This window comes from Deferrisoma sp., assembly GCF_054681715.1.
Genome location: NZ_BAAHFQ010000095.1, coordinates 1 through 12,301 on the forward strand (window position 1 = coordinate 1; position 12,301 = coordinate 12,301).

The 12,301-nt window shown below is 71.0% G+C and carries 14 protein-coding genes; 12 read left to right on the plus strand and 2 right to left on the minus strand.

Annotated elements, in window-relative coordinates:
* From hisB to ACY0I8_RS12530, 12 genes are all read left to right on the plus strand, one after another.
* The coding region (gene hisB / locus ACY0I8_RS12475; protein WP_461395017.1) for an imidazoleglycerol-phosphate dehydratase HisB at positions 1-582 on the plus strand (582 nt) is incomplete at its 5' end.
* Positions 583-584: 2 nt separating this feature from the next.
* Positions 585-1,226 (plus strand): imidazole glycerol phosphate synthase subunit HisH, encoded by a 642-nt coding sequence (gene hisH / locus ACY0I8_RS12480; RefSeq protein WP_459940969.1) that lies wholly within the window; start codon positions 585-587, stop codon positions 1,224-1,226.
* A 163-nt stretch (positions 1,227-1,389) separates the two neighbouring features.
* Positions 1,390-2,121: a 1-(5-phosphoribosyl)-5-[(5-phosphoribosylamino)methylideneamino] imidazole-4-carboxamide isomerase gene (gene hisA / locus ACY0I8_RS12485; protein WP_459940970.1), complete on the plus strand. Its 732-nt coding sequence runs from the start codon at positions 1,390-1,392 to the stop codon at positions 2,119-2,121.
* An 86-nt stretch (positions 2,122-2,207) separates the two neighbouring features.
* The gene (gene hisF, locus ACY0I8_RS12490) at positions 2,208-2,981 is read left to right on the plus strand and encodes an imidazole glycerol phosphate synthase subunit HisF (protein ID WP_459940971.1); all 774 of its coding nucleotides are present in this window, start codon (positions 2,208-2,210) and stop codon (positions 2,979-2,981) included.
* A 94-nt stretch (positions 2,982-3,075) separates the two neighbouring features.
* Positions 3,076-3,420 (plus strand): phosphoribosyl-ATP pyrophosphatase, encoded by a 345-nt coding sequence (locus tag ACY0I8_RS12495; RefSeq protein WP_459940972.1) that lies wholly within the window; start codon positions 3,076-3,078, stop codon positions 3,418-3,420.
* Positions 3,417-3,713 (plus strand): cupin domain-containing protein, encoded by a 297-nt coding sequence (locus ACY0I8_RS12500; protein ID WP_459940973.1) that lies wholly within the window; start codon positions 3,417-3,419, stop codon positions 3,711-3,713. The genes ACY0I8_RS12495 and ACY0I8_RS12500 overlap by 4 nt, the downstream gene beginning before the upstream one ends.
* A 191-nt stretch (positions 3,714-3,904) precedes the next feature.
* On the plus strand, positions 3,905-5,047 hold the full coding sequence (locus tag ACY0I8_RS12505) for a class II glutamine amidotransferase domain-containing protein (RefSeq protein ID WP_459940974.1): 1,143 nt from the start codon (positions 3,905-3,907) through the stop codon (positions 5,045-5,047).
* Entirely contained in the window at positions 5,002-6,657 is a 1,656-nt protein-coding gene (locus tag ACY0I8_RS12510; protein ID WP_459940975.1) for a glutamate synthase-related protein, read from the plus strand. The genes ACY0I8_RS12505 and ACY0I8_RS12510 overlap by 46 nt, the downstream gene beginning before the upstream one ends.
* Before the next feature lie 10 nt (positions 6,658-6,667).
* The gene (locus tag ACY0I8_RS12515; RefSeq protein WP_459940976.1) at positions 6,668-9,007 is read left to right on the plus strand and encodes an FAD-dependent oxidoreductase; all 2,340 of its coding nucleotides are present in this window, start codon (positions 6,668-6,670) and stop codon (positions 9,005-9,007) included.
* Between the two features lie 311 nt (positions 9,008-9,318).
* Positions 9,319-9,975 carry a DUF3786 domain-containing protein gene (locus ACY0I8_RS12520; RefSeq protein WP_459943232.1) on the plus strand — a complete coding sequence of 219 codons (657 nt, stop codon included), beginning with the start codon at positions 9,319-9,321 and terminating at the stop codon, positions 9,973-9,975.
* The gene (locus ACY0I8_RS12525; protein ID WP_459943233.1) at positions 9,972-10,748 is read left to right on the plus strand and encodes a hypothetical protein; all 777 of its coding nucleotides are present in this window, start codon (positions 9,972-9,974) and stop codon (positions 10,746-10,748) included. The genes ACY0I8_RS12520 and ACY0I8_RS12525 overlap by 4 nt, the downstream gene beginning before the upstream one ends.
* Positions 10,738-11,184: a PaaI family thioesterase gene (locus tag ACY0I8_RS12530; RefSeq protein ID WP_459943234.1), complete on the plus strand. Its 447-nt coding sequence runs from the start codon at positions 10,738-10,740 to the stop codon at positions 11,182-11,184. Before ACY0I8_RS12525 ends, ACY0I8_RS12530 begins: the two co-directional genes overlap by 11 nt.
* 112 nt (positions 11,185-11,296) lie before the next feature.
* Here ACY0I8_RS12530 and ACY0I8_RS12535 read toward each other — a convergent pair whose 3' ends face one another.
* Together ACY0I8_RS12535 and ACY0I8_RS12540 are read right to left on the minus strand one after the other, a co-directional pair.
* The gene (locus ACY0I8_RS12535) at positions 11,297-12,040 is read right to left on the minus strand and encodes a hypothetical protein (protein WP_459943235.1); all 744 of its coding nucleotides are present in this window, start codon (positions 12,038-12,040) and stop codon (positions 11,297-11,299) included.
* Between the two features lie 3 nt (positions 12,041-12,043).
* A partial coding sequence (locus tag ACY0I8_RS12540) for a hypothetical protein (RefSeq protein ID WP_461395018.1) occupies positions 12,044-12,301 on the minus strand: 258 nt, incomplete at its 5' end.

Below are 12,301 nucleotides of genomic sequence, written 5' to 3' on the forward strand. Positions count from 1 at the left end.
AGACGGGCCGAGATCGAGCGGACGACGGCGGAGACCCGGGTGAAACTGGCGCTGGACCTGGACGGCGCCGGCGCCCACCGGATCCAGACCGGGGTGGGGTTCCTGGACCACATGCTCACCCACGTGGCCGTCCACGGGCTCGTGGACCTGGAGGTGGAGGCCCGGGGGGATCTCCACGTGGACGCCCACCACACCGTGGAGGACGTGGGGATCTGCCTCGGCCAGGCCCTGGCGAAGGCCCTGGGCGACCGCCGGGGGCTCGAGCGGTTCGGGGAGGCCGTGGTGCCCATGGACGAGGCCCTGGCCCAGGTGGCCCTGGACCTCTCGGGCCGGGCCCACCTGAGCTACGACGATGGCATCCCCCCGGGCAAGGTGGGGGACCTGGACACCGAGCTCTTCCGGGAGTTCTTCGAGGCCCTGGTGCGAAACGCCGGCGTCACGCTCCACGTCCGGGTGCTCGCCGGCCGGAACAACCACCACCGGATCGAGGCCGTGTTCAAGGCCTTCGGCCGGGCCCTCCGCCGGGCGGCCTCGCCGGACCCGAGGCGGGCCGGGGTGCCTTCGACCAAGGGGAGCCTGTGACCGTGGAGGTGGCGGTCCTGGATTACGACTCCGGGAACCTCCGGAGCGTGGAAAAGGCCCTGGAGCATGTGGGGGCCCCGGCGGTGGTGACCCGCGACCCGGCCCGGGTGCGGGACGCCGCGGCCCTGGTGCTGCCCGGCCAGGGGGAGTTCGGGGACTGCCTGCGAAAGCTCGAGGCCTTCGGGCTCGCCCAGGTGGTGCGCGACCGGATCCTCGCGGGCACCCCGTTCCTGGGGATCTGCGTGGGGTACCAGCTGCTGTTCGACGAGAGCGACGAAAACGGCCCCGTGCCGGGCCTCGGCATCCTGCGGGGCCGGGTGGTGCGGTTCCCCCACCCCGAGCCCGGGGCGGCCGAGCGGCGCAAGGTGCCCCACATGGGCTGGAACCGGCTGCGCAAGGTCCGGGAACACCCGGTGCTCTCGGGGGTGCCCGACGGGGCGTATGTCTATTTCGTCCACTCCTACTACCCGGTGCCCGAGGACCCGGGGGTGGTGGTGGGCACCACGGAGTACGGGGTGGAGTTCGCCGCGGCGGTGGCCCGGGACAACCTGTTCGCCTGCCAGTTCCACCCCGAGAAGAGCCAGCGGGTGGGCCTGGCCCTGCTCCGGGGGTTCTGGGAGACCGTTCGGACGCTGGGACGTTAGGACGCTGGGACGGCTACCCCCTCCCCCTGTCCCCCTCCTACCGGGGGAGGGGAACCGTTTCGCGCCGGCAAGGAGCCGGGGGCCGTGTGACTCCCTCTCCCCCGTTGGGGGAGAGGGCCGGGGTGAGGGGGCTCTCCCACCGTTTCCCGAAGGGAAAACAAGAATGCTCGTGATTCCCGCGATCGATCTCAAGGGCGGCCGGTGCGTCAGGCTGCGCCAGGGCCGGATGGACGAGGCCACGGTGTACGGCGACGACCCGGCCGCCGTGGCCCGGCGGTGGGCCGAGGCCGGGGCCCGCCGGATCCACGTGGTGGACCTGGACGGCGCGTTTTCGGGCCGGCCCGAGAACCGGGAGGCCGTTCGAGCCATCCGGCGGGCCGTGGACGTGGAGGTGGAGCTCGGGGGCGGCATCCGCGACGAGGCCACGGCCGAGGCCTGGTTCGCCGAAGGGGTGGACTACGTGATCCTGGGCACCGCGGCCGTGGAAAACCCCGACCTCGTGGGCCGGCTGTCGGAGGCCCGTCCCGGCCGGGTGCTCGTGGGCATCGACGCCCGGGGCGGCCGGGTGGCCGTGCGGGGGTGGGCCGACGTGACCGATGTGGCGGCCGAGGACCTGGCCCGGGACCTGGCCGGCCGGGGTGCGGCCGGGTTCATCTTCACCGACATCGAGCGCGACGGCATGCAGACCGGGGTGAATCTGGAGGCCACGGCCGCCTTCGCCCGGGCCGCCGGACGGCCCGTGATCGCCTCGGGCGGGGTTTCGACCCTCGCCGACATCGAGCGCCTCCTCCCCCTGGAGGGGGACGGCGTGGTCGGCGTGATCACGGGCCGGGCCCTCTACGAGGGGACCCTCGATCTCGCCGAGGCCCTCGCCCTGGCCGAGGGCGCCCGGTGAGCCCGCGGCGCGGGGCGTCGGAAAAGGGGTTCCGAGCCTCCCAGCATCCCGGCCTCCTGGCCTTCTAGCCTTCCAGCCGAGAACCCATGCTCGCAAAACGCATCATCCCCTGCCTCGACGTGAATGCCGGCCGCGTGGTCAAGGGCACGAACTTCGTGAACCTCCGGGACGCCGGGGACCCCGTGGAGGTGGCCGAGCTCTACGACGCCCAGGGCGCCGACGAGCTGACCTTCCTCGACATCACCGCCTCGAGCGACGAGCGCGACATCATCATCGACGTGGTGCGGGCCACGGCCGAGCGGGTGTTCATGCCGGTGACCGTGGGCGGCGGGGTGCGCACGGTGGACGACGTGCGCCGGCTGCTCCTCGCCGGGGCCGACAAGGTGTCGATCAACACCGCGGCCGTGCAGCGGCCGGAGCTGGTGGCCGAGGCGAGCCGCCGGTTCGGGTCCCAGTGCATCGTGGTGGCCATCGACGCGAAGCGCCGGGGCGAGGGCCCCGGGGAGGGGTGGGAGGTCTACACCCACGGGGGCCGCAAGCCCACCGGCCTCGACGCGGTGGAGTGGGCCCGGCGGGTCGAGGCCCTGGGGGCCGGGGAGATCCTGCTCACCAGCATGGACGCCGACGGCACGAAGGACGGGTTCGACCTGGCGCTGACCCGGGCCGTGGCCGACGCGGTGGAGATCCCGGTGATCGCCTCGGGGGGGGCGGGAAACGCCCACCACATGTACGAGGCCGTGACTGTGGGCGGCGCCGACGCGGCGCTCGCGGCGAGCATCTTCCACTTCCGGGAGCTCACGGTCGAAGAGGTCAAGCGTTACCTGGCCGACCGGGGCGTGCCGGTGCGGCTCGAGGGGTAGGGGTTTTCTACCACGGAGGGCACGGAGGACACGGAGAACTTCGTGCCCGGGAGCCCTTCCAGCTTTCCAGCCGTTCCACCAGGGAGTTGCCGCCGTGACCAGCCAAGCGCCGACCGCCGACATCCTGCGCCGGGTCTACGAGGTGATCCTCGACCGCAAGGCGAACCCCAGGCCCGACTCCTATGTGTGCCGGCTCCTGGAGAAGGGGGAGGACAAGATCCTCCAGAAGGTGGGGGAGGAGGCCGTGGAGGTCCTCCTGGCCGCCAAGGCGGCCGACGACGACGCGCTCGTGTATGAACTGGCGGACCTCGCGTTCCATTGCCTCGTGCTCCTCGGCCACCGGGGCATCGACCCGGCCCGGGTGGGCGCCGAGCTGGAGCGCCGGTTCGGGACCTCGGGGTTGGCCGAGAAGGCCGCGAGAGGGAGGACGCAGTCATGAAGATCCTGTCGGTGGCGCAGTGCGCGGTGGGGCGCAAGAACCCGGTGGCCTCCGGGCCCCACAGCCGGGTCACGGTGTGGCGGCTCGAACCGGGCGACGAGATCCACCCTCACGTGCACAAGGGGGACCACGTCTGGGTCATCACGGCCGGGGAGGGGGCGTTCCTGACCCCCGAGGGTGCCCACGCGGTCGAGGCGGGCACGGTGGTGTTCGTGCCCGAGGGCGAGGCCCACGGGATGCGGGCCGGCCGCGAGCCCCTGGTGTTTGTGTCGGTGAGCGCCGGAGGGGAGTAGGGCGGGGAGCCGCGGGGACCCTGGGACCGAGAGGACGCCTCCTTTGGGGGGCGGTTTTTGCGTCCGCGAATGCCCAAGAATTAGGCACAAAGAAGCTTGCTTTCGCTCGTTCGCTGGCGTACAACCGTGCCGAGCCTTCGGGGCCGTGTGCGTAAAGAATGGGCAGCCCGCCAGGGCAAGGAGAAACGTTCATGTGTCGGTTAGCCGCGATCATCTCGGACGAGTACTTCTCCCCCATGGAGAACATCCTCGCCCTTGAAACTATGAAGGAGGGCCACGACGGCTCCGGCCTGGGCCTCATCCTCCGGGATCTGGGGGGCGAGTTCGAGGAGCTCAAGGAGTACCCGGTCCTGTCGGCCATCACGACGGACAAGGGGTTCTACGACCTCGACCAGTTCATGGTCTCGAAGGGGTTTCGCACGAAGCACATGTGGGAGCCGGCCCTCCACCCGAACCCCGGGCCCACCGTGGAGCGCCACGACCGCTACATCGTGAAGGCCTTCGAGTACCCGGACCATATGCGGGACAAGCCCTTTGAGGAGAAGGCCGAGTTCCTGCTGAAGACCCGCCTGGAGATCCGGGCCATGGGGGAGCGGGACGGCGGCTCGATCACCGTGTTCAGCTTCTGGCCCGACGTGGTGACCCTCAAGGAGGTGGGCGACCCCCTGGAGGTCGGCGAGTTCTTCGGGCTCGACAAGAAGCCCATCCCGGCGAAGATCGTGTTCGCGCAAGGCCGCCAGAACACGAACTACGCCATCAACCTCTACGCCTGCCACCCGTTCTTCATCCAGGGCGTGTTCACCATGACGAACGGGGAGAACACAGCGTTCGTCCCGATCCGGGAGTACCTCATGAGCCGGGGCGAGCCCGGGTACGTGGGCTACAACTCCGACAGCGAGGTGTTTGCCCACATCCTCCATTACGTGCGGTGCCGGCTCGGCTACCCCCTGCCCTACTACAAGGACGTGATCACGCCCCTGAAGGACGAGGAGATGGGCGGGCGGCCCGACGCCGAGGCCCTGCGGCTCATGAAGCGCAGCCTCCGGATGCTCACGATCGACGGGCCCAACTGCGTGATCGGCTGCGACCGGGACGGCACGGTGTTCATGGTGCAGGACGCCAAGAAGCTCCGGCCCGGCGTGGTGGGCGGGGTGAAGGGCCGGGTGGGGCTCATGTCGGAGGTCTGCGGCCTCACCTCGGCCGTGCCCAACCGGGACGTCGAGAAGGACGTGTTCCCGATGAAGTACGACTTCGTTGCGGTGCGCCCCGGCGCCAAGGAGATCGAGGTATGGAATCAGCTGGACGGCTCGACCACAACCATCAGCTTAGCCTGAGCGACCTGCCCTACGTCATTCACTGGAACGACGCCCAGTGCACCCGCTGCGGCCGATGCACCGCGGTGTGCCCCGTGCGGGCCATCGAGCCGGGCGTGTTCGAGAAGCGACTCGTGGAGTCCACGGGGCCGATCCCCCTTCCCACCACCGTGCGCAAGGTGGTCTCCGGGGTCCGGCAGGTCACCGACATCCGCCGCCGGTGCATCGGGTGCGCCACGTGCCGGCTCGTGTGCCCCAACGACGCGATCCGGCCCGAGTTCAACCCGGCCAACAAGTTCAACTGGCACATCAACCAGGGGGGCGAGCCCTACAAGCGGGGCGGCCGGCGAAACGACCCCGGCGTGTCCACCCTGGACCAGCTCAAGTTCACCCGGATCTCCATGCTCACCGACCCGGCCCTCGACGCCGGCCGCCACGAGTTCCGGGTGCGCACCTACCTGGGCCGCAACCTGCCCCCCGAGCAGCTCCCCCTGCGGGTGGAGGGGGACTCGTTGGTGCGCGACGGCACCCCGTTCATCCCCCCGGTGCGGGAGATCTTCCCGATCCGGATCGGGGGGATGTCGGTGGGGGCCCTGTCGCCCCACATGTGGGAGGGGCTCGCCATGGGCGTGGCCTACCTCAACGAGGTCGAGAAGATCCCGGTGGTCATGTGCACCGGGGAAGGGGGCATGCCGCCCCGGCTCCTTAAGAGCCCGTTCCTCAAATACTTCATCCTCCAGATCGCCTCCGGGTACTTCGGCTGGGACGAGATCATCCACGCCGTGCCCGAGATGCAGTGCGACCCGGCCGCCATCGAGATCAAGTACGGCCAGGGCGCCAAGCCCGGGGACGGGGGGCTTTTGATGGCCGCCAAGGTGCTCAAGCACATCGCCCGCATCCGGGGCGTGCCCGAGTTCGTGGACCTGGCCTCCCCGCCGACCCACCAGACCAAGTACTCCATCGAGGAGGCGGTCGCGAAGATGATCACCTCCATGTCGATGCTGTTCGGGTTCCGGGTGCCGGTGTACCCCAAGATCTCGGGCACGAAGACGGCGCTGGCGGTCCTGAACAACCTGGCCCGGAACCCGTTCGCCGCCGCGCTCACGATCGACGGCGAGGACGGGGGCACGGGGGCCGCCTACAACGTGAGCCTCGACAAGATGGGCCACCCCATCGCCTCGAACCTGCGGGAGTGCTACCTGAACCTCGTGAAGATCGGGAAGCAGAACGAGCTGCCGCTCTTCGCGGCGGGCGGGGTGGGCAAGAGCGGGAACCTGGCGGCCAACGCCGCCGCCCTCATCATGCTGGGCGCGTCGGGCGCCGACTGCGGCAAGTACATCATGCAGGCGGCCGGGGGGTGCCTGGGCGACGAGCGAAACCGGTGCAACATCTGCAACACCGGCAAATGCCCCCGGGGCATCACCACCCAGGACCCGAAGCTCTACCGCCGGCTTGACCCCGACAAGGTGGCCGAGCGGGTGGTGGACGTGTTCGTGGCCGCGGACAAGGAACTCAAGAAGATCTTCGCACCCATGGGCCGGTCCACGGAGCTGCCGATCGGCATGTCCGACGGGCTGAGCGTGGCCGACCGGGCCATCGCCGACCGGCTCCAGATCGCGTACGCGTGCTAGGGGACGAACCATGCCGTCTTCCGTGGAAGTCAAAGGTCGTGTGAACGGGAAGCGGGTTCCGTCGAAGGAACTCGACGAGCGCATCCAGGAACTCGTCCGGCGCGGGAAGCGCCGGCTCAAGGTGGTGGCCGACGGCCAGCACGGGATCGGCGGCCGCATCTGGCCCACCGGCGAGACCGTGAAGATCAAGGTCGTGGGCGCGCCGGGGCAGCGCCTCGGGGCCATGGGCATGTTCGGCACCGAGATCGTGGTGGAGGGCTCCTGCTCCGACGACGTGGGCTGGATCAACTGCGGGGCCAAGATTACGGTGCTGGGCGACGTGGCCAACGGCGCCCACAACGCCGGGGCCCAGGGCGTGCTCTACGTCCAGGGCGGGGGCGGGGCCCGGTGCGACACCTTGACCAAGTACAACCCCCGGTTCGACCCGATCCAGTCCTGGTACTTCCGGGACGTGGGCGACTCCTTTGCCGAGTTCAAGGCGGGGGGCATCGCCGTGGTGTGCGGGGTGAACCCCCGCAACCCCGACAACGTGCTGGGCTACCGGCCCTGCGTCGGCATGGTGGGCGGCACCATCTACTTCCGGGGGCCCACCGAGGGGGTGAGCGAGGACGACGTGCGCGTCGCCGAGCTCACCGACGCCGACTGGGCCTGGCTCAAAAAGCACATGAAGCCGTTCCTCAAGGCGATCGACCGCATGGGGTTCTACGAGGCCCTGACCCGGAGCCCCGAGGAGTGGCGGAAGATCGTGGCCCTCACCCCCGACGAGCGGGCCGAGCGGGCCCGGTCGAAGCGCCGGAGCATGGCCGAGTTCCGGCGGAACGTGTGGTTCAAGGGGGTGGGCGAGGGCGGCATCTTCGCCGACTACATCACCGACGAGCGCACGATCATCCCGTTCACGGTGACCGGGGAACTCCGGCGCCAGCGCCCCGTGTGGGAGAACGACAAATACGCCCCGCCCTGCGCGGGGTACTGCCCCACGGGCATCCCGACCCACGAGCGCACCCGGCTCCTGCGCGAGGGGCACGAGACCGACGCCCTCGATCTCGTGCTCAAGTACTCGCCGTTTCCGGGCACGGTGTGCGGGTACGTGTGCCCCAACCTGTGCATGGACCACTGCTCGCGCCAGGCGTACCTCTCCGACCCGGTGGACGTGAGCTTCCTCGGGCGGCTGAGTCTGGAGCGGCCGGCCCCCCGGATCGAGACCAAGCGCTCCGAGCGGATCGCCGTGATCGGCGGCGGGCCCGCCGGCATGAGCGCGGCCTGGCAGCTCCGGCTCCGGGGGTACCAGGTGAGCCTCTACGAGCGCGAGCCCGAACTCGGCGGCAAGATCTACTACTGCATCCCCGAGGACCGGCTGCCCCGGGAGATCCTGGCCAAGGAGATCGAGCGGTTCCGGGCGACCGGGATCGAGGTCCACACCGGGGTCGAGGTGGACGCGGCGAAATACAAGGAGATCTACGACGCCCACGACGTGGTGCTGCTGGCCACCGGATGCCACTCGCCCCGGGTGATCCCGTTCCCGGGCTACGAGCACGTGGTGCCGGGCATCGTGTTCCTCAAGGAGATCAACGCCCGCAACCCCCGGGACCTCACCGGCAAGGACGTGGTGGTGATCGGCGCGGGGAACGTGGGCATGGACATCTGCGTGGAGGCCTTCAACTGCGGGGCCCGCACGGTCACCGCGGTGGACATCCAGAAACCCGCCTCCTTCGGCAAAGAGCAGAAGATGGCCAAGGCCCGGGGCGCCGAGATCCTCTACCCCAAGTTCACCGAGCGCTACGACCCCGAGGAAAAGCGGATCTACTTCAAGGACGGCACGTCCCTTCCGGCCGACGTGGTGTTCATCTCCATCGGCGAGACCCCGGAGCTCGACTACCTGCCCGAGACGATCGACCGGGAGCGGGGGTTCGTGCGGGTGGACCCGGTGGGCCGCACCACCGACCCCAAGGTGTTTGCCGTGGGCGACGTGACCCGGCCCGGGCTCATCACCAACGCCATCGGCTCCGGCCTGCGGGCGGCCCGGTACGTGCACTCCCTGATTGCGAAGACCGAGTACGAGGACGACCGCAAGGAGGTCATCCCCTACGAGCGGATCAAGTTCCAGTGGTACGACCGGGCCCGGCAGAACGACCTTTCGCGCACCTGCGAGGGCGAGGCCGGAAAATGCATGTCGTGCGCGAGCTGCCGCGACTGCCATCTCTGCGAGACCACCTGCTACTGGGGCGCGATCTCCCGCCGGGAGACCGAGGGCGGCGGGTACGAGTACGTGGTGGACGACGACAAATGCATCGGCTGCGGCTTCTGCGCCGGGGTGTGCCCCTGCGGGATCTGGACGATGTACGAGTATTGACGGCTGGGAGGCTGGAAGGCCGGGAGGCTGGAAGGCTGGAAAGCTGGGAAGCTGGAAGGCTGAAAGGCTTGGGAACCCAAGACGGCCCGGGCCGCCCGAGGGGCGCCCGGGCCGTCTTGTTTGCCGTCTGTGCCCCTCTCCCCGTCCCCCTCCCACGAGGGGAGGGGGGATCCTTTCGTGCCGATAAGGAACCGGGCGCCGTCTGTCTCCCTCTCCCCCCCGGGGGGAGAGGGCCGGGGTGAGGGGGGCCTCGTTTCCCGCCTCCCCGTTGCCAGACGAAAAAGCATACCGGGAGCGTCCAAGGAGCGCCAATGGCCGTCGATCAGCCCCTGAACCCCGAGGAAAACCGCCTCTACGCCCGGGCCGAGGATCTCCACCCGGCCCACTGGGAGCGCCTGGCCGCGCGCGACCCCGGGGAGGCGGCCCGGGCCGCGGGGGCCCGGTGGGACGGGGGGAGGTTCCTCCTGCCCCTGCTGGGCCGCACGGTCGCGGTGGACCCCTCGGCCCGGACCGTCGGGTTCGAGGGCGACCCGGGCCGGCCGGTGGGGTACCAGCGGGCGCTCGTGGCCGTGGCCTACCTGGCCGGGGCCCTGGAGGCCCCGCTCCGGGGGGAATGGGTTCGGTTCCGGGACCTGCCCGGAGGCGACGCCTTTTTCCGGGGGCCCCATGCGCTGCCGCTCCCGCGCCTGGTGGAGGCGTTTGGGGCGGGGCCCCGGGGGCTCCTTTCGGCCGCGGCCGCCCTGGGCGGGCGGCCCGTCGAGGGGGCCGACGCGGCCGCTGAGGTCCCGGCCCTTCCCCGGGTCCCGGTGCGGGTGCTCGTGTGGGGGGCGGCGGGGGAGTTCGCCCCCTCGGCCACGCTGCTGACCGACGCCCGGTCCCATCTGCACCTGGCCCTCGATGTCTTGTGGGCGCTCGCGAACGTGACCGTGGCGGATCTCGTACGGGCGGGGCGGGGAGGAGAGGGATGAGGCTCCGGAGGGCGTTCCTTTTCGCGGTCGCGGTGTTGCCGCTCTGCGGCCCCGCGGCCCGGGCCGAATGGCCGTACCTCACCGAGGAGGCCTCCACCCTGGGGGAGCGGGGCTGGAGCGCGTCCCTGGGGGTGAGCCGCACCTGGCAGCACTCCGAGTTCCTGCGGGGCGGCAAGGGGGTCCTGTGGACGTTCCCAGAGGTCGAGGCGACCCTCGGGGTGGGGCCCCACGCCGAGGTCTCGGCCCAGTACGAGCTCCTCTGGTTCGACCCGGCCGACGACCGGGAGGGCTCCTACGAGTCCGGCGACGTGCGGCTCTGGACCAAGCTCTCCCTGTTCCCCGAAACCCTGAGGGGGTTCAGCTTCCGGTTCGGGGTGAAGCTCCCCAACGCCTCGGACCGCCGGGGCCTGGGCACCGACGAGACCGACGTGTTTTTGACCGGCCTCTGGGACGTGGAGGCGGGGCCGGTCTTGGTGAGCCTGAATGCGGGCTTGGGGATTCTGGGCGACCCCACGAAAAACGGCTCCCAGGACGACGTGTTCACCTGGGCCGGGGCGGCCCGGCTCCCCCTGGCGGGGGGCCGGTTCCGGGTCGGCGTGGACGCGGCCGGGTACTCGGGGCCGTTCGGGGTGCACCGGAAGCGGGACTTCGCGACGTATGGGGTGGTTCTCGACTGGGTGCTCGGGCGATGGCGCCTGAGCCTCGGGGGCCGCCGGGGCACCCAGGACGCCCTTGGGTGGGGCTGGGTGGCGGGGGTGACCTATGGGCGGTGACCGGCTTTCTCCCGAGCGGGCGGCGTTCCTCCGGGAGGATTTCGCCACGGGGTTTCCCGGCCACCTGGGCGCCCGGGCCGCGGAGGTGGGGCCGGGGGTCTGGGAGTCCGTGGTGGAGGTCCGGCCCGAGCACCTCCAGCAGGACGGGTTCGTCCACGCCGGGGTCCTCGCCACCCTGGCCGATCACTCGGCCGGGTACGCGGCATTTACTTTGGTGCCTGGGGACCGCCGGATCCTCACGATCGAGTTCAAGATCAACTTCCTCCGGCCGGCGGTGGGCGAGCGGCTGCGGTGCCGGGCCCGGGTGGTGCGGCCCGGCCGCACGGTGCTCGTGGCCCAGTCCGAGGTGTGGGCCGAGGCGGACGGCGCCCCGGCATCGGTGGCCCTGGCCCAGGTGACCCTGATGGCCGTGCCCGCGGAGCGGCTAGGCGGCTAGGCGGCTGGGCGGTGAGGCGGCGAGGCGGCGAGGCGGCGAGGAGGGGGCGTCCCGGCGGTCTACCGTCCTCACGTCCCAGCGTCCTAACGTCCCAACGTCCCCCGTCCCAACGTCAATGCGGCCGAAACGGTCCCACCTGGTAGTGGAGGCCGTGTGCCCGGAACACCGCCTCCACGGCGTGGACCGACGGGAGGCCCAGGGCGTAGGCGCCCGCGAGCGCGCCGGACCGGAGCACGGGAAACGCGTCGCCCACGTGATCCAACCCCAGGGCGTCCAGGGCCGCCCGGGCGGCCGGGTCCTCGCGGGGCACGGGCGGGGCCAGGGAGACCGACAGGATCTCCCCCGGGCTCCCTGGGGTGCCCCGCGGGCCCATGCCGAGGGCCTCCAGGTACTCCTGGGTCGCGTTGAGGACGACCGCCCACCCTTGCGGCGGCCGCAGGCCCTCCAGGAGTTCCACGAAGGCGAGCTGGGCGCGGAGGCTCCGCGACCTGGCGGCGCGGTCGAAGGGGTCGTAGGGGTCGGCGGGGTTCCAGAACGGGCGCAAGAGGAGCACCGGCGGGTCGGGGAGCCAGAACCCCTGGAGATAGGAGCGAAACGGGGTGCCGCCATGGAGTTCGGCCGTGCGGGCGGGGTGGGCGTCGAGCCCGGCCATGAGGAACTCGCGGGTGTCCGGGTTCCAGTACAGCCGCCGGACGGGGTGCTCCTCCTCCCGGGCGGGCCAGGCCGGGGGAAACACCGCGTCGCTCCGGTACCGTTCGAACACGCTCCGGGGAACCCGCAAGAGCAATCGGCCCTCCCGGGTGAGTTCGTAATGGCCCCCCTTGGCCTCGATGGTCACTGGTTCGTACGCGCCCATGGCCTAGAACCCCAGGATCACGTCCTGGAACCGGCGCCACCACCGGGCCAGGGCGATCACGGTCAGTAGGCTCACCCCCAGGGTGGCGGCGGCGGTCCACCGGGCCCCCCGGGCCACGACGAGGGCCGTGGCCCCCCGGGCCTCGATGGTCTCGAGGGCCCGCTGGGTCAGTTGCTCCGCCCGTTCCCGCACCGCGTCCCCCAACCGGACCGCGGTGCTCCCGTACTCCTGGATCCGGCTCCAGTCCCGGGTGCCGCCGGC